Annotated in this window: 15 protein-coding genes; 10 read left to right on the top strand and 5 right to left on the bottom strand. The window is 70.7% G+C overall.

All coding sequences use genetic code 11. The features are described 5' to 3' along the window. Positions 1-92 precede the first annotated feature (92 nt). Positions 93-491 carry a hypothetical protein gene (locus CRP49_RS41990; RefSeq protein ID WP_097258610.1) on the bottom strand — a complete coding sequence of 133 codons (399 nt, stop codon included), beginning with the start codon at positions 489-491 and terminating at the stop codon, positions 93-95. Between the two features lie 408 nt (positions 492-899). On the opposite strand from CRP49_RS41990, the gene CRP49_RS46170 reads away from it, so the two are divergent. The 3 genes from CRP49_RS46170 (at position 900) to CRP49_RS46655 (ending at position 1852) form a co-directional block, all read left to right on the top strand. Continuing rightward, positions 900-1073 (top strand): hypothetical protein, encoded by a 174-nt coding sequence (locus CRP49_RS46170; RefSeq protein ID WP_101375216.1) that lies wholly within the window; start codon positions 900-902, stop codon positions 1071-1073. A 63-nt stretch (positions 1074-1136) separates the two neighbouring features. Next, positions 1137-1643 (top strand): GNAT family N-acetyltransferase, encoded by a 507-nt coding sequence (locus tag CRP49_RS41985; protein WP_097258609.1) that lies wholly within the window; start codon positions 1137-1139, stop codon positions 1641-1643. Next, complete coding sequence (locus tag CRP49_RS46655; RefSeq protein WP_143670101.1) at positions 1640-1852, top strand: hypothetical protein; 213 nt, start codon at positions 1640-1642, stop codon at positions 1850-1852. The genes CRP49_RS41985 and CRP49_RS46655 overlap by 4 nt, the downstream gene beginning before the upstream one ends. A 6-nt stretch (positions 1853-1858) precedes the next feature. Here the strand turns inward: CRP49_RS46655 and CRP49_RS41980 are convergent, their stop codons facing one another. Then, a complete protein-coding gene (locus CRP49_RS41980; RefSeq protein WP_097258608.1) occupies positions 1859-3211 on the bottom strand; it encodes an amidase in 1353 nt (450 codons plus the stop codon). Positions 3212-3422: 211 nt separating this feature from the next. Here CRP49_RS41980 and CRP49_RS41975 point away from each other — a divergent pair, with 211 nt between their 5' ends. After that, a complete protein-coding gene (locus CRP49_RS41975) occupies positions 3423-5765 on the top strand; it encodes an alpha-L-fucosidase (protein ID WP_097258607.1) in 2343 nt (780 codons plus the stop codon). Here the strand turns inward: CRP49_RS41975 and CRP49_RS41970 are convergent. Further along, the gene (locus CRP49_RS41970) at positions 5755-6189 is read right to left on the bottom strand and encodes an Lrp/AsnC family transcriptional regulator (protein WP_097258606.1); all 435 of its coding nucleotides are present in this window, start codon (positions 6187-6189) and stop codon (positions 5755-5757) included. The two genes, CRP49_RS41975 and CRP49_RS41970, sit on opposite strands and share 11 nt — an antisense overlap. Before the next feature lie 97 nt (positions 6190-6286). On the opposite strand from CRP49_RS41970, the gene CRP49_RS41965 reads away from it, so the two are divergent. Then, on the top strand, positions 6287-7216 hold the full coding sequence (locus CRP49_RS41965) for an SMP-30/gluconolactonase/LRE family protein (protein WP_097258605.1): 930 nt from the start codon (positions 6287-6289) through the stop codon (positions 7214-7216). 18 nt (positions 7217-7234) lie between these two features. Here the strand turns inward: CRP49_RS41965 and CRP49_RS41960 are convergent, their stop codons facing one another. Next, positions 7235-8293, bottom strand: a complete 1059-nt coding sequence (locus tag CRP49_RS41960) for a M12 family metallopeptidase (protein WP_257033814.1) — start codon at positions 8291-8293, stop codon at positions 7235-7237. Between the two features lie 243 nt (positions 8294-8536). Next, entirely contained in the window at positions 8537-9583 is a 1047-nt protein-coding gene (locus CRP49_RS41955; protein ID WP_094221621.1) for a LacI family DNA-binding transcriptional regulator, read from the bottom strand. Between the two features lie 257 nt (positions 9584-9840). Here CRP49_RS41955 and CRP49_RS41950 point away from each other — a divergent pair, with 257 nt between their 5' ends. Genes CRP49_RS41950 through CRP49_RS41930 form a run of 5 tightly spaced genes read left to right on the top strand, consistent with a single transcriptional unit; the run spans position 9841 to position 16239 of the window. Next, complete coding sequence (locus CRP49_RS41950; RefSeq protein WP_097258604.1) at positions 9841-11130, top strand: sugar ABC transporter substrate-binding protein; 1290 nt, start codon at positions 9841-9843, stop codon at positions 11128-11130. A gap of 5 nt (positions 11131-11135) precedes the next feature. Next, on the top strand, positions 11136-12023 hold the full coding sequence (locus tag CRP49_RS41945) for a carbohydrate ABC transporter permease (RefSeq protein WP_097258603.1): 888 nt from the start codon (positions 11136-11138) through the stop codon (positions 12021-12023). Then, positions 12020-12922, top strand: a complete 903-nt coding sequence (locus CRP49_RS41940) for a carbohydrate ABC transporter permease (protein WP_097258602.1) — start codon at positions 12020-12022, stop codon at positions 12920-12922. The genes CRP49_RS41945 and CRP49_RS41940 overlap by 4 nt, the downstream gene beginning before the upstream one ends. Positions 12923-12958: 36 nt before the next feature. After that, complete coding sequence (locus tag CRP49_RS41935; RefSeq protein WP_097258601.1) at positions 12959-14215, top strand: glycosyl hydrolase; 1257 nt, start codon at positions 12959-12961, stop codon at positions 14213-14215. Continuing rightward, entirely contained in the window at positions 14212-16239 is a 2028-nt protein-coding gene (locus CRP49_RS41930; protein ID WP_097258600.1) for an endo-beta-N-acetylglucosaminidase, read from the top strand. Before CRP49_RS41935 ends, CRP49_RS41930 begins: the two co-directional genes overlap by 4 nt. Positions 16240-16259 lie beyond the last annotated feature (20 nt).

Genomic DNA, 16259 nt, shown 5'->3' with positions numbered 1-16259 from the left:
GTGTCGGTGTGCGGCTCCGCCGCGTGGGCGCGACCGGTCACGACGACGGAGCGGACAGCCGACGGCCCATCGTGGCCCCCGCGGCGGAGCGCTTACGCGCCGAGTCGGGAGTGCCGGGCCGCGATCAGCTCCAGTACGGTGCGCCAGTCCTCCAGCACCCCGGCGTCGAAGCCCGCGGTGCGGCCCTCCTCGGCGGCCTGGCGCAGCCGCAGCAGATCGTCGTCGGCGGGACCGGTGGGGTGAAAAGCCCCGCGCACCAGCCGGAACACCCGCTCGCCGAGCAGTGGGCGCACCGCGGCGGCCGCGCTGCGGGCCCGCCCGGCCTCGTCGCCCGGGCTCAGCACCGGCCCGATGCCGTGGACCAGCCCCGCCACCTGGAGCTCCTTGTCGGCGGGGCGGCTGCGGCGCAGCAGCGCGGCGGTTCGCAGCGCGTGCTGGTGCCGGCCGGCATACAGCAGGTCCATCAGCTCCTCGACGCTGCGCAGCTCCATGCGTCAGTCCTTCCGGGAGACGGCCGTTGCCCTCCGCCACCAGATCATGGCGAGCTTGCGGCCCGGCCAACGGCACCTGAACTGCGCCGCATGTCCGCCGAGTGGGTGAATCGCTCCGACGGCCGGGTGATGCACTTTATGACAAATAGATCCATATTGGGGGGCATTGAGAGGTCGAATGACGTCCGATAGTTACATCTTGTTTGCACTCCCTATCGAGCGGACCTCCGCTCATTTGGTTAATCTGGAGGGCACGGACAGCAGTACGGGGTCCCACCCACACCCCACGTCCGGACCGGCGCCACCGCGTCCGACTGGCCTTGTATCCAGACCCGAGCGGGCGACGAGTGCCGGAGCGCAGGCTGTCCGGTAGGCCCTGAGGGTGACCCGACACATAAGGAGTGCGCGGTGACACCGGAGAAGACGAATCGCGACGAACGCCCCAAGGAACGCGCGGAGCGCGGCCGCCGGCGGCCCGGAGAACTGGGCAGCCTCGACGTGTGGGCCCGCTCCGCCCCGATCCGCCTCGCGGGTTACGAGGACGACCTCGCCGAACCCCACATCCTGCCCAGCGTCGACTGACCCTGCAGGGCCGGACCGTCGCGATCGCCGCACGCATGGGCGTGACCTGACAGACTCACGCCCATGCTGATCAGAGAAGCCGCGGCCGAGGACTGGCCGCGGATCTGGCCTTTCTGGCACCGGATCGTCGCCGCCGCGGAGACCTACGCCTGGGACCCCGACACCTCCGAGGAAGCGGCCCGCGCCCTGTGGATGAGCCCGGCCAAGCGCGTCTACGTGGCCGAGGACCCCACCGGTACCGTGGTCGGCTCGGCCTACCTCACCCCGAACTACGCCGGCCCCGCCGCGGGCGTCGCCAACGCGGGCTTCATGGTCGACCCCGACCACACCGGCCAGGGCATCGGCCGAGCCCTCGCCGAGCACATCCTGACCGAGGCGCAGACCCACGGCTACCACGCGATGGTCTTCAACGCCGTGGTGGAGACGAACCCCGCGGTCACCCTGTGGCAGTCCCTCGGCTTCACCGTCCTCGCCACGATCCCGAAGGCGTACGACCATCCCCGCCACGGCAGGGTGGGGCTGCACATCATGTACAAGGCGCTCGACCAGCCAGGGGGCGGACGATCGTGACAGGCGGGGAGTACAGCGCCGCCGGATACCACGGAGCGCTGCTCGGTCCCGAGCGCTGGACCGGTGCCGCCGCGGCCGCGCTCGGCACACGGACCGTCGTCGAGGTGTGGCGGGACGGCCACGGCGTCCGGCAGGAACTCGCGGGCATACGCCCGGGCGCCGCCCGGTCCGGGTGGTGTCACCCTGCGGGACCTGCGCGACGGACGTGAGGTCCGCTACCGCTGATCCGCCAGGGGCGCCGTCCGCCGCCACGGGTGCAGGGTCTCCAGCTGCTTCGCCAGGGACAGCAGGTCCGCCTCCATGCCCGGGCGGCCGACCAGTTGGACGGCGCAGGGGGCGCCGGAGGGGAGGGTGCCGAAGGGGATCGACATCGCGGGCCAGCCCGTCAGGTTCCAGGGCGGGGTGAAGGGTGAATAGGCGGAGTTGGCCACGATGTTGCGCAGCCAGCCCCGCTCGTGCCAGGGGGCGGCCTTGGGGGAGCGGCGGGCGAGGGCCAGGGTGAGCAGGACGTCGTGCTCGGTGAGGAAGGGGGTCAGCCGGCCGCGGAGGCGTTCGCGCTGGTCGCCGGTGCGGACCGAGTGGAGGAAGCGCCGGCCCACGGCCGCGTGCACCCGGGTCCGACGGGCCAGCCGCGCCGGGTCGAGGCCCTCCGCGTCCACCGCCGTACCCGCCGTCCAGTGCTGGAGCGAGGTGACGCTCAGGGAGAGCGGGTAGGGCGGCTCGGCCCGCCGGACCCGGTGCCCGGCCTCGGCCAGCACTCCGGCCGCCTGCCGGACCGCGGTCGTATACGGCCTGCTTACGCTCACGCCGGCGACCGGGCTGCGCAGGCCGACGGCGATCCTGAGCTGCGTCCGCTCCTCACGTCGTACGAACTCGGCGTCCGCCAGGACCGACAGCATCAGCCGCAGATCCTCGACCGTCGTGGCCAGCGGGCCGTTCTCCGACATCCCGAACCAGTCGCCGTTGCCGATCCCCGCCGGCACCACCCCGTGCCCCGGCTTCAGCGTGACCAGGCCGCAGTTGGCCGCCGGGATGCGCAGCGAGCCCATCCCGTCGTTGCCGAGCGCGAGCGGCACCAGACCCGCCGCCACCGCGGCCGCGCTGCCGCCGGACGAGCCGCCCGCGTTGCGGGAGGTGTCCCACGGATTGCGGGCGGTGCCGTACACGCCCTCCGTGGTGCCGAACACGCACAGCTCGGGCACGTTCGTCAGGCCCACGACCACCGCACCGGCCGCCCGCAGCCGGGCCACCGTCACATGGTCCTCGGTGGCCGGGGTGTCCGGGGTCGCGGCCGAGCCGTCGCGGTGGGACTCGCCCAGCACCGCGAGGTTGTCCTTCACCGCCACCGGCACACCGGCGAGCGGCAGTTCGGCCAGATCGGCACGGGCGGCCACCGCGTCCGCCTCCGCGAGCGCCGCCTCGGCCCGCACGGTACGGAACGCCCCGATCCGGCCGTCGAGCCGCTCGATCCGCGCGAGGTGCTCCGCCACCACCTCCCGTGGCGTGACCTCCTTCGCGCGTACGGCGGCGGCGATCTCGGCGGCGGTCCGGCCGGCCCAGCTGCTCACGGGCACTCCTCGGCTACTCGTCGGTATCAATCAGGGTGCGTACGGAGAACTGTGCACGGTCGGGCGCGGCACGTCGAGGGGTCGATGTCCGCCATCGGAATGGTCATCCGATCAATGGGTCAAGTCGCAGCATCTGCAAGCCCGTTGACATGCCCGCAACCCCAGCACAATCATCAGACATCCGATGAATCGAAGTGTATGGGAGCCGCTCATGAGCACGTATCCCAGACGTCGAATCCTGGGCGCGGCGGCCGGCGCGACCGCCGCGGCCGCCCTTCCGCTCACCATGACCACACCCGCACGGGCCGCCGCACGCCAGGGGCCGTGGGCCGCCGTCCCCGACCCCGTGCCCGTCCCGCTGGACGCCCTCTACGACAACGACGGCATCGACACCGCCTCCGCGCGCGGAGGCGACTTCGACGGCTCCGGCTACACCTTCCCCGGGGAGGAGCTGCCCGCCGGCCGTGTCGAGGTCGACGGCGTGCCCTTCCTCTTCCCGGCCCCGACCGCCGGCGCCCGCAACAACGTCGTCGCCCTCGGCCAGCGCCTCGACCTCCCCAAGGGCCACTATCTGTCGGCCTTCTTCCTCACCGCCGCCAGCTACGGCAACGCCTCCGGCAGGGCCACCGTCCACTACGCCGACGGCACGACCACCACCGCCGGCCTCGGCGGCTCCGACTGGTACGCGGCGGGCGGCCCGCTGTCCGCGCCGTACCGTTACCGGCCCGACGGCGGCAGGGACGAGCACAGCGTCGGCATCGGAGTCGCGGAGGTGTGGCTCGACCCGCGCCGGGAGGCGGTCGCCGTCACTCTCCCCGTCACCAACCCGGCCGAGGCGAACAAGACCTCCCTGCACGTCTTCGCCCTCACCCTGCAACCGGTGGCCACCGGACGGGCGCTGACTCTGCGCGGCCCGCACTCCACGCCTTCCCTGCTCGAACCGTCCGGCGCGCAGAGCGTGGAGGCCACCGTCGTCAACGCGGGCACCGTCGCCGTCCTGGCCGCGGACGGTGTGTCGGTGACGGTCGACGTCCCGGGCGCCCGCACGGTCCAGCCCGCCCGCATCCGCCGCCTCGACCCAGGTGAGCAGGCCCGCGTCCGCATCGGCATCCGCAACCGCCCGGGCACACCGCCGGGCACCCGCCGGGACGGCACGGTGACGGTCACCGGCCGAGGCGCCCGGGCGGCCGCGGGCAGGACGGCGCTGACCCTCGGCACCGCCGACTACGAACCCACCGACACCTCGCTCTCCGCCCACCAGGCGCCGTACTGGTTCCAGGAAGCAAAGTTCGGCATCTTCATCCACTGGGGCGTCTACTCGGTGCCCGCCTGGTCGCCGGTCGGCAAGCAGTACGCGGAGTGGTACTGGAACCACATGCAGGACCCGGCCAACGCGGTGTACGCCTACCACCGGGACACCTACGGCGAGGACTTCGCCTACGACGACTTCATCCCCCGCTTCACCGCCGAGCGGTTCGACCCTCGGGCCTGGGTGGAGCTGTTCCGGGACGCGGGCGCCCAGTACCACGTCCTGACCTCCAAGCACCACGAGGGCTTCGCCCTGTGGGACACCAAGGTCAGCGACCGCAACGCGGTGCGGATGGGCCCGAAGCGGGACCTGGTCAAGGACCTCTTCGAGGCCTCGCGGCGCTACGCCCCCGAACTCCACCGAGGCCTGTACTTCTCCATGCCCGAGTGGTTCAACCCGGACAGCCCGTGGATGGGCCACGCCCCGCGCAGTCCCTACACCGGCCAACCGGTTCCATACACCGGCTACACGGCCGGCAAGGACTACGTCCACGACTACCAGGCACCGCAGATGCTCGAACTGATCCACGGCTACGACCCCGAGATCATCTGGTGCGACATCGGCGGCGCGAACGACAGCCTCCACGTCCTCGCCGAGTACTTCAACCACGCCAAGAACCGCGCCCGCCCGGTCGACGTCACCGTCAACAACCGTTCGGGCATCGACTTCCACGACTTCACGACCCCCGAGTACACGACGTACGACAACACGGTCGTCGCCAAGTGGGAGTCCAGCCGGGGCCTCGACCCCTTCAGCTACGGCTACAACCGGGCGACGCCCGACTCCGCCTACATGACCGCCGAGGAGGTCGTGCACAGCCTCGTCGACATCGTCTCGAAGAACGGCAACTTCCTGCTCGACATCGGCCCGCGCGCCGACGGCACGATCCCGGAGATCATGCAGACCCGGCTGCGCGAGACGGGCGACTGGCTGAAGGTGAACGGGGAGGCGGTGTACGACACCACGTACTGGTCACGGATGGCCCAGCTCGGGGACGACCTGCGCTTCACGGTCCGACCGGACGAGGCGTTCTACATCCACTCCCTGGTGCGGCCCGGCGCGAAGCTGACCGTGCCGGCGCCGGTGCCCGTACGGGCCGGGGACAAGGTGACCATGCTCGGTCACGACCGCCCCCTGACCTGGACCGTCACGGGCGGCTCCCTGGTCGTCGACGTACCGGAGGCGGCGCGGAAGGCGGGCCGGTACGTATGGGTGTTCAAGGTGGAGTGGCAGGTCACGGGGTGACAGGGCGCTCGAAGAAGGTCTCCAGCACCACGGTGGCCTGAGTGCCGCTGACTCCGTCGATCGCGTATATACGGCGCAGCACGTCCTGGAGCCGCTGCGTCGTCGAGGTCCTGACCTTGACCAGGACCGAGGCGCTGCCCGCGATGACGTGCGCCTCCTGGATCTCCGGAATGGCGGAGAACCGGTCGCCGGAGTCACCCACCCACCGCGTCGATTCCACCATGACGAAGGCCAGCACGCCCTGTCCGATCGCCGCGGGATCGACCTCGACGGTCGTCCGGCGGATGACGCCCCGCTCACGCAGCTTGCGCACGCGTTCATGGGTCGCTCCTGCGGACAGCCCGACGGCCTCCCCGAGCGCCGCGTAGGGCCGCGACGCGTCCTGCTGGAGGAGGACGAGCAACTGCCGATCGATGTCGTCCACCGTGTCTCCTTCAGTTAATAGCTTGATCTGTCGAATCACATTCTGCATAGTTTGGATTCGGCAGATCAACATTCGGATAGACGGTGAGGGTGACGGCATGCCCGGCGAGCGACCGCAGTTGTACGAGATCCTCGATGACCGGTTCCGTACGGGCGGGTGCACCGCGGGCGACTCGAAGCTGGAGACCCTCTTCGAGGGCTGCCGCTGGGCCGAGGGTCCCGTCTACGTCCCGGCCGGACGCTACCTGGTGTGGAGCGACATCCCCAACGACCGCCTGCTGCGCTGGGACGAGACCACCGGGACGGTCGGCGTCTTCCGCTCACCCGCCGGCCACCCCAACGGCAACACCCTGGACAACGAGGGCCGCCTCGTCACCTGCGAGCAGGGCAACCGCCGGGTCACCCGCACCGAGCACGACGGCTCGATCACCGTGATCGCCGAGCACTTCCAGGGCAAGAGGCTCAACAGCCCGAACGACGCCGCCGTGCGGTCCGACGGCTCGGTCTGGTTCTCCGACCCCGACTTCGGGATCACCAGCGACTACGAGGGGCACCGCGCCGAGAGCGAGATCGGCGCCTGCAACGTGTACCGCGTGGACCCGGGCACCGGCGACGTACGGCTGGTCGCCGACGGCTTCCGCGGTCCCAACGGCCTCGTCTTCTCGCCGGACGAGCACCGGCTGTACGTCTCGGACAGCAGGGCCAACCACATCCGCGTCTTCGACGTCCAGGACGACGGCACCCTCACCGGGGGCGAGGTCTTCGCCGCGTGCCGGACCGGCAACTTCGACAACATCCGCTTCGACGACGCGGGCCGGCTCTGGGCCGCCGCCATGGACGGCGGCGTGCACTGCTACGACCCGGACGGCACGCTTCTCGGCCGCCTGCTGGCCCCCGACGTCGTCGCCAACATCCGCTTCGGCGGCGCCAGGCGGAACCGCATGTTCATCGCCGCCGACACCGCGCTCTACTCCCTCGTCATGTCGGTCACCGGCACGCCGGGGCTGCCGGGCGCGAAGCAGCCGTGACCGACCCGGCGCCGCCGCTCACCAGTACATGAGCGCGATCGAGCCGCTGCCCCAGGTGGAGTACAGGCGGGCCCGGGCCACATAGCTGTGGTCCTTGACGAGTTTGACCGTGAGGCGTCCGTTGCGGTCCTGTCCGCTGTCGTCGTCGGCGGTGACGAACTGAAGTTCGCCGTCGACGCGCTCGAACAGGGCCAGGACGACGTCGCTGTTGCCGAACGTGCCGATCTCGTAGCTCCGGGTCTCCGGCGGAACGATCTCGAAGTCGGCCTGGTCCCCGGTGGCGAGCTGCAGCGGGGTCGACTGGAACGCCTCGAGCCGAGCCGGCTGGGCGGCGAGCGGCGGGTACCACTGCAGGACGCGCTCCTTGTCCGACGCGGACAGGCCCAGTGTCTCGGGGATGCCGTTGCGGTAGGCCTCGGGGCGCACGATCAGTCCGGGCCCGAAGCTGTACTCCATGATGGAGTGGACATCCCAGTCGGAGCCCGTGACCTCGTCCTTCGACAGCTTGCGCAGGATGTTCTCGAACGTGACCTCGTGGGGCCAGTTGTTGGGCGGTCCGCCGAGGTCCTCGTAGACCTTCGCCTCGTTCCACTGGATGCCCGCGAACGGGTTCTGGTGCTCGTGGGCGAAGCCGATCGCGTGCCCGGTCTCGTGCAGCGCGGTGGCCTTGCCGTACGGGGTGGTCAGGTCCCAGCCGAAGGTCATGGTGGCTTCGTTCGTACCGATGAGCAGATTGTCCCGGCCGACGTACGACGCGGAGCCGTCGCGCTCCCGGAACGCGATGCGGATCTCGGACTCGGTGGGATCGGTCACTTCCTTGAACTCCAGGCCGATCCCGAGGTTCTTCCAGGCCTGGAAGGCGCGCCGGACCTCCTCCAGCTGCTCCGGGCCTCCGATGTCACCGCCCTGGTCGAGGAAGGCGTAGTGCAGGACCGTGCCGTTGACCCACTTGGCGCGGACCAGCAGGATCGCCCTCGACCGGCCCGGGCTGAGATCCGGGCGCAACACGGGTTGGGTCTGGGGTGGTTGGGCGCAGTAGCGGGGCGTGATCGTCCCGCTCGCGGACGGCGCGTTCATGACGGCTCCCCTTCATGTGCGTGTCTGTCACCGCGAGGGCGTACGCGCACCCAGCCGTCGGCCGGTGGCCGGGCGAAGAAGGAGGTCGGCGGCAAGATTCCGATCGCCACGACGGTGCTACGGTTCCTGGGGAAGTGCCCGGCCTGGATATCTCAAGCATCTTTCCGAACGCGGAGTTCCGCAAGTGTCGAATAGTTAGATACCGCAGGAAACCGGGCGGTTGAACAGTGAAGCACCGCCCTCTCACGCCGGCCGCGCACTCCCCGTACTGCCCCGCCCCGTGAGTCGCGGCACCGGCACCCCCACCGCCCGTGCCGGCTCCCCGTCCAGCAGCGCCATCAGCTCGCGTGCCGCCGTGCGGCCGAACTCGGCGCTGTCGCGGGACAGGGCGGACAGCCGGGGCGTGACCATGCGGCACAGCGCCGAGTCCTCCCAGGACACGACCGACACGTCCTGCGGGACGCGGAAGCCGAGGTCGGCCGCCGTCGCGAGGCCGGCCACGGCCATCACGTCGTTGTCGTAGATCAGCGCGGTCGGGGCAGGGGAGCCGCCGAGCACCCGGCGGGTCACGGCGGCGCCCTCCGTGTCGGAGTAGTCGGTGGTCACCGAGCGGACCTCCGTGAGGCCGCGGCGCCGCGCCTCCGCCCGCAGCGTGGCGATACGACGCTGGGTGTGCGCCAGGCCGGGCAGGCCCGCGATGTGCACGATCCGGCGATGGCCGAGGGCGGCCAGTTCGTCCACCACGGACGCCATCGCACCGGCGTCGTCCGCCCACACCGTGGACAGACCGGGGTGGCGCACGTCGGGTGCGCCGCCGATCACCACGGCGGGCAGGCCGAGTTCGTCCAGCAGGTCGGGGCGCGGGTCCTCGGCGCGCGGGTCGACCACCAGGACGCCGTCGACCCGGTGCTCCGCCCACCAGCGCCGGTAGACCGCGCACTCGTCGGCCACGTCCTCGGCCACCTGGAAGAGCAGGCCCAGGTGGCGCTCGGCGAGCACCTCCTGGATGCCGGAGACGAGTTGGAGGAAGAAGGAGTCGACGCCCAGCGTGTCCGCGGGGCGGGCCAGGACGAAGCCGACCGTGGCCACTCCTTCGCCGGAGAGGGCACGGGCCGCCGTGCTGGGGCGCCAGCCGAGCTGCTCGGCGACCCGGCGGACCCGGGCGCGGGTGGCCTCGGAGACGCCGGGACGGCCGTTCAGGGCGAAGGAGACCGCGCTCTCGGAGACTCCGGCGCGGCGCGCGATGTCCTTCATCGTCGGTCGGCGCGCGGGTGATCGCTTCTCCGGCAATGCTGGCTCCCCCTTCCATACGGTTCGGTACCGGCCAACTGCTAATGCGCTTGAGCGCACTTACCCTAAAGCGCATTAGCGATCGGCGGCAATAGGTTCAACACACCGCTGTGAGCAGGGGTTTTGAGTCACTAATGACTTTAGCTGGGTCGAATCCATTGACTCCTCACACAAACGCTGGGCACAGTCTGGCCCGGCACCTTCGGCCACATCCCACCGCGTCCCGCTGCATCCCCCTGCAAAGGAGCCCAGCCGCCGTGCGTATCTCCCGCAGAACCTTCGCCGCCGCTGCCGTCGCCCTCGTCCTGCCGCTGAGCGCGTGCGGCTCGGGCGGTGACGACGGCGGCTCGACCGACGCCTCGGGCAAGGTCGAGGGCGACATCACCTTCCAGACCTGGAACCTGCGCGCCAACTTCAAGCCGTACTTCGAGGGCCTGATCGCGGACTTCGAGAAGAAGTACCCCGGCACCCAGGTGAAGTGGATCGACCAGCCCGCCGAGGGCTACGCCGACAAGATCAGCGCCGACGCGGCCGGCGGCACCCTGCCCGATGTCGTCAACGTCTCCCCGGACCTGGTCGCCCCGCTCGCCGAGGCGGGCCTCGCCCTCGACCTCGACAAGGCCGCGGCCAAGTACAAGTCCGAGTATCTGGACGGGGCTTGGGCCAGCCATCAGGTGCCGGGTCTGAGCGGCACGTACGCCTTCCCGTGGTACCTGAACACCGGCCCGCTCTTCTACAACAAGTCCCTGTTCAAGAAGGCCGGACTCGACCCCAGCACACCGCCGAAGACGTACGACGAACTCTTCGCCGACGCACTGCAGCTGGCGAAGAAGAGCGACGGCAAGGTCGCCACGCTCGCCAACGTCCCCACCATCGAGGACTTCGGCCGCTACGGCGTCCAGCTGATGAACAAGGAGGGCACCGGGTTCGCCTTCAACGACGCCAAGGGGCTCGAACTCCTCACCAAGTACAAGGAGTTGTACGACGCCAAGGCCCTCGACCCGCAGGCCCTGACCGCCACCCCGGAGTCCTCCGGCAAGAAGTTCCTCACCGAGGCCGTCGCCATGAACCCCGGCAGCGCGCTCGACCTCGGCAACTTCAAGAAGCAGGCGCCGAACCTGTACAAGAACATCGGCATCACCGATCAGATCACCAGCACCGGGCACGTCAACATGTACGTGATGGGCGTGATGGTCAACTCCCGCACCAAGCACACCCCGGCCGCGGTCGCCTTCGCACACTTCGTCACCGACGCGCGGAACCAGATGTCCTTCGCCAAGAAGGTCGCCATCTTCCCCAGCACCGCCGGCTCCCTCGACGACCCGTACTTCACCAAGGAGGACGGCACCGACGAGACGCGCGTCCGTATCGCCGCCGCCCAGTCCCTGAAGAACGCGGTCAACTACACGCCGGTGCTGTTCAGCGAGCAGATGAAGACCGCGCTGCGCAACGAGGTCGCCAAGGCCCTGCAAGGCAAGGAGAGCCCCAAGACGGCTCTTGACAACGCTGTCAAGGCCTGCGACCAGCTCCTGAAGCAGCAGGGCTGACGCGAATGGCCGGCGTGTCGCGCGTGCGGCGCCAACTTCCCGTCAGCCCCTGGTTGTTCGCCGCCCCCGGGCTGCTCGTCATCGGCGCCTTCGTGCTGTACCCGTTCGTGTCGACCGTGGTGAACTCCTTCACCGACCGCCGCACCCTGATCCCGGGCCGCTTCGTCGGACTCGCCAACTTCCGCGAGCTGCTCCACGACGACATGTTCTGGACCGGCCTGCGCAACAGCACGCTGTACATCGTCGGGGTCGTACCGGCCCTGGTGATCCTGCCGCTGCTGCTCGCGCTGCTGGTGCAGAAGAACATCCCCGGCATCACCTTCTTCCGGTCCGCCTTCTACACCCCGGTCGTCGCCTCCATCGTGGTCGTCGGGCTGATCTGGGTGTGGCTGCTGGACGAACGCGGCCTGGTCAACTCCCTGCTGGAGGCAGTGGGGATCGGGCGGGTCGGCTTCCTCAGCGACCAGTGGCTGCTCCTGCTGAGCGCCATGGCCGTGACGGTGTGGAAGGGCCTCGGCTACTACATGATCATTTATCTGGCCGCGCTGGCGAACGTACCGCGCGAGCTGCACGAGGCCGCCGCCGTGGACGGCGCAGGTCCGGTCCGCCGCTTCCTCACGGTCACCGTGCCCGCCGTGCGCTCCACCATGGTGCTGGTCGCCGCGCTCTCCTCGGTCGCCGCGTTCAAGGTCTTCTCCGAGGTGTACCTGATGGCCGGCCCGAGCGGCGGCCCGGCCGGCGAGGACACCACCCTCGTCATGCTCGTCCAGCGCACCGGCACCGGCCTGACCGGCCGCGTCGGCTACGCCTCCGCCCTCTCCGTCGTCGTGTTCGTCGTCACCGTCGCGCTGATGCTGCTCGTCCTGCGCGCCGACCGGAGGGAGGAGACATGAGCGTCCTGGAGAAGGTACGGCCCCGGCAGGAGCCCGAGGTCCGCGAACTCCGCGTCACCGACGAGCACGGCCGCCGCATCCGGGTGTGGGAGTTGGTCCTGCGCTATGTACTGCTGCTCGCCGTACTGGCGCTCACCGTCGGCCCCTTCCTCTGGCAGCTGTCCACGTCCCTCAAGGGCCCCACCGAGGACATCTTCAGCTCGCCGCCGACGTTCCTGCCCGGCCATCCCACCCTGCACAACTACGAGCGGGTCGCGCACACCATCCCCGTCTGGGACTACGCCCTGAACTCGCTGAAGGTCGCGAGCGCGAGCGTCGTCACCAACTGCGTGGGCTCCGCACTCGCCGGGTACGCCCTGGCCCGGCTGCGTTACCGCGGCCGGGGCGTGGCCACGCTGGTCTTCGTGCTGGCGATGCTCGTGCCCGTGGAGGGCATCATCATCGCCCAGTTCACGACCATGCGGGAACTCGGCCTGAACAACACGCTGATCGGGGTCGTGCTGCCCGGCTCGATCGGCGCGATGAACGTGCTGCTGATGCGCAACGCCTTCCGCAACCTGCCGTACGAGATCGAGGAGGCCGCCTACGTCGACGGCGCCGACGTCTGGCAGCGGTTCTGGCGCATCGCGCTGCCGTCGGTGAAGGGCACCCTCGCCGTCGTCGCGATCTTCGCCTTCATGGGCGCCTGGGACGACTTCCTGTGGCCGCTCATCGTGCTCAGCGACCCCGACAAGTTCACCCTGACCATCGGCCTCAACTATCTGCACGGCACCTTCGCCAACGACGAACGCCTGGTCGCCGCCGGCACCGTCATCGCCGTGGCCCCGCTCATCGCCCTCTTCGCCTGCCTCCAGCGGTACTTCTTCCGCGGGGTCGGCGAGGGCGCCGTCAAGGGCTGACACCCGTACCCCGTCCGCAAGGAGCAAGGACACCGCATGCCCCCTGCCGTGCGCTTCGGCGTCAACTACACGCCCAGCGAAGGGTGGTTCCACCACTGGCTCGACTTCGACCTCGACTCCGTACGCGCCGACCTCGACGCGCTCGCCGCCCTCGGCCTGGACCACATCCGCGTCTTCCCGCTGTGGCCCTACTTCCAGCCGAACCGCACCCTGATCCGCCCGCGCGCCGTGGAGGACCTGGTACGACTGGCCGACGCGGCTGCCGAACGCGGTCTGGACGTCAACGTCGACGGTCTGCAAGGTCACCTGAGCAGCTTCGACTTCCTGCCCGCCTGGACCCGCACCTGGCACCGGCGCAACCTCTTCACCGACCCGGACGTGGTCGACGGCCAGGCCGCATACCTGCGCACCCTCGCCGCCGCCCTCGCCGACCGGCCCAACTTCATCGGCATGACCATCGGCAACGAGGTCAACCAGTTCGCCGCCGGACCCCACCCCGACCCCGACCGCATCACGGCCGAGGACGCCGAGCGCTGGCTCACCCGGCTGCTCGCCGCCTGCGCCGAGGGCGCCCCGGACCGGCCGCATCTGCACGCCTCGTACGACGCCGCCTGGTACCAGGACGACCAGCCCTTCACCCCCGGCCACTCGGCCCGCCTCGGCGCCGTCACCGCCGTGCACTCCTGGGTGTTCAACGGCACCGCCCAGCGCCACGGCCGCACCTCCGTACCCGCCGAGCACCACGCCGCCTACCTGGTCGAGCTGAGCAAGGCCTGGGCCGAGGAGCCGCACCGGCCCGTCTGGCTCCAGGAGGTCGGCGCACCGGCACCCCTCGTCCCCGCCGAGCACGCCGCCGCCTTCACCGAGGCGACCGTGCGGAACGTCCTGGACTGCCCCGACCTGTGGGGCATCACCTGGTGGTGCTCGTACGACGTCTCCCGCGAACTCGCCGACTTCCCCGCACTCGAGTACGGCCTCGGGCTGTTCACCAACGACCGGCGACCCAAGGACACCGCCCGCGTCCTGGCCGACGCGGCTCGTACGCACCATGAGCCCCCCTCCGCCCGCGGGACCGCCCTCGTCGTACCCGCCGACCCGGCCCACCGCTCCCGCTGCGCCCCGGGCGGGCCCGTCTTCGACGCCTTCTTCCGGCTCGTCGCCGACGGCGCCCGCCCCACCACCGTCCTGGACACCCGCACGGACGACAAGGAACACCTCGACGCCCGCGCCATCACCGAAGTCGTCACTCCCGACCAGGTACTCCCCACCCCACAAGGAGGCACCCGCTCGTGAACCCCACCAGACGTACCGTCCTCATCGCCGGCGCCGCCGCGGCCCTGCTGCCCACGCCTGCCCTCGCGGTCCCGCGTCCCAAGGCCGCCGCCACCCCGCCGTACGCCTCGTACTGGTACCCGGACTCCTTCCCCTCCGGCAGCCCGGGTGCCGGTATCACCTGGCGCAGCCTGAAGGCCTGGCGTGCGGCCGATGACGCCGACCTCGCCTTCAACGCCGCGTCCGTGCCGCTCGCCGCCCGCTTCACCCCGACCCCGGCCAACGCCACCGCGCGCTCGGGGCAGGCCCGGATCCAGTCCCTGGTCTCTTTCGGGCCCACCTCCAGCAACCCCTCCCAGGGGTCGGCCACCGCCGACTACTACGCCCTCACCCACTGGGCCTACCTCGATGAGCTGGTGTTCTGGGGCGGCTCCTCGGGCGAGGGGCTGATCCTGGCGCCGAACGCGCCGATCGTCGACGCGGCCCACCGGCACGGTGTCCCCGTTCTCGGCAACATCTTCCTTCCGCCCACCGCCTACGGCGGCCAGCTCCAGTGGACCCGCGACCTCGTCCAGAAGGACTCCTCCGGGCACTACCCGCTCGCCGCGCAACTCGTCGCGGTGGCGGCCGCGTACGGCTTCGACGGCTGGTTCGTGAACGCCGAGACCGGCGGCGGGAACACCGCGCTCGGTACCGCCATGCTCGGGTTCGTGAAGGAGCTGAAGGCGCTCGCGGCGGCCAAGGGGCAGCGGGTGACCTGGTACGACGCGATGACCGTGAACGGGACGGTCAGCTGGCAGGGCGCGCTGAACAGCCAGAACCAGGCCTTCTTCCAGGCCGCCGACGACATGTTCGTCGACTTCCGGTGGAGCGCGGCGACCCTCGCCTCCTCGGGGACCAAGGCAGCGCAACTGGGCCGCAGCCGTTACGAGTTGTGGGCGGGCGTCGACGTCGAGTCGAACGGGTCCGGCTCGTCGGTGAACTGGGACGCGATCGTGCCGACCGGGAAGGCGCACATCACCTCGATCGGCTTCTACCGGCCCGAGTGGACCCGCAACCACCTGCCCGCCGGGCAGCGCACCCCGGAGGACTTCCACGCGGCCGACGACCGGTTCTGGAGCGGGCGGTCGCTGGATCCGGCGCGGCCCGACGCCAGTGACCCGTGGCGGGCGCCGGCGGTGTCGGTGGCGGACCGGTCGACGGTGTCGTCGGTGCCGTTCGCGAGCGTGTTCAACACCGGGCACGGGCTGCGGTGGTACGAGGACGGGGCCGTCACCTCGGACGCGGCCTGGAACCACCTCGGGCTGCAGGACCGGCTGCCGTCGCGGCGGTGGGTCGTGCGGACGGCGGGGCAGCGGCCGGCCGTCTCCTTCGACTTCGCGGACGCGTGGCGGGGCGGGAGCAGCGTGCTCGTCGCTGGTGAACCGGATCAACCGGTGGTGGTGGACCTGTACGCGACGCGGCTGCCTGTCGGTGTTGACACGGTTGTCGAGCTGACGCATCGGACCGATGCCGGGAGCGTGAACGTCGAGCTGGCCGTCGCCACCGCCGAGCCGAGCGGCGCCGGTGCGACACCGCCGTACACCTATCTGCCTGTGAACTCGGTCAACACCTGGCAGACCTCGACCGTACGGCTCAGCGGACTGTCCGGCACGATCCACGCCCTCGGCGTCCGCCTCACCGCACCCGACGGCGGCGCCGTGCGGTGGCGGCTGGGCGGCCTGGCCGTGCGCGACACCGCGCCGGCCCCCGCCGCCCCCTCCGACCTGCGCATCACCGCCGCTTCCGGAGGCGACCTGCGCTTCGCCTGGAGCGCCGCGCCCGGCCCCGTCAACGAAGTAATGGCGTCAGCCACACGCCACTACGAGCTGCACCGCGTCCTGCCCGACGGCACCCGCCGCTTCCTCGGCGGTACCTGCCAGCGCGCCTACTTCGTCGCCGGCCTGCAACCCGCACCGGGAGAGACGTCCGCACGATTCGAAGTGCGCTCGGTGGGGGAGCTGTACAACGCCTCGACTCCCGTGACCGTCACCCACACCTGGTAATCACCCGGAACCCAGCAGGG

The sequence above is a fragment of the Streptomyces sp. Ag109_G2-15 genome (genome assembly GCF_900215565.1).
GTDB classification, from domain to species: Bacteria; Actinomycetota; Actinomycetes; order Streptomycetales; family Streptomycetaceae; genus Streptomyces; species Streptomyces diastatochromogenes.
This window is presented reverse-complemented; position numbering and strand designations above follow the sequence as displayed.

Coding starts and splice junctions, on each gene's coding strand:
- CRP49_RS41990 (WP_097258610.1), bottom strand. CDS start 491: ATGGAGCTGCGCAGCGTCGAGGAGCTGATGGACCTGCTGTATGCCGGC.
- CRP49_RS41985 (WP_097258609.1), top strand. CDS start 1,137: ATGCTGATCAGAGAAGCCGCGGCCGAGGACTGGCCGCGGATCTGGCCT.
- CRP49_RS41975 (WP_097258607.1), top strand. CDS start 3,423: ATGAGCACGTATCCCAGACGTCGAATCCTGGGCGCGGCGGCCGGCGCG.
- CRP49_RS41965 (WP_097258605.1), top strand. CDS start 6,287: ATGCCCGGCGAGCGACCGCAGTTGTACGAGATCCTCGATGACCGGTTC.
- CRP49_RS41960 (WP_257033814.1), bottom strand. CDS start 8,293: ATGAACGCGCCGTCCGCGAGCGGGACGATCACGCCCCGCTACTGCGCC.
- CRP49_RS41945 (WP_097258603.1), top strand. CDS start 11,136: ATGGCCGGCGTGTCGCGCGTGCGGCGCCAACTTCCCGTCAGCCCCTGG.
- CRP49_RS41940 (WP_097258602.1), top strand. CDS start 12,020: ATGAGCGTCCTGGAGAAGGTACGGCCCCGGCAGGAGCCCGAGGTCCGC.
- CRP49_RS41935 (WP_097258601.1), top strand. CDS start 12,959: ATGCCCCCTGCCGTGCGCTTCGGCGTCAACTACACGCCCAGCGAAGGG.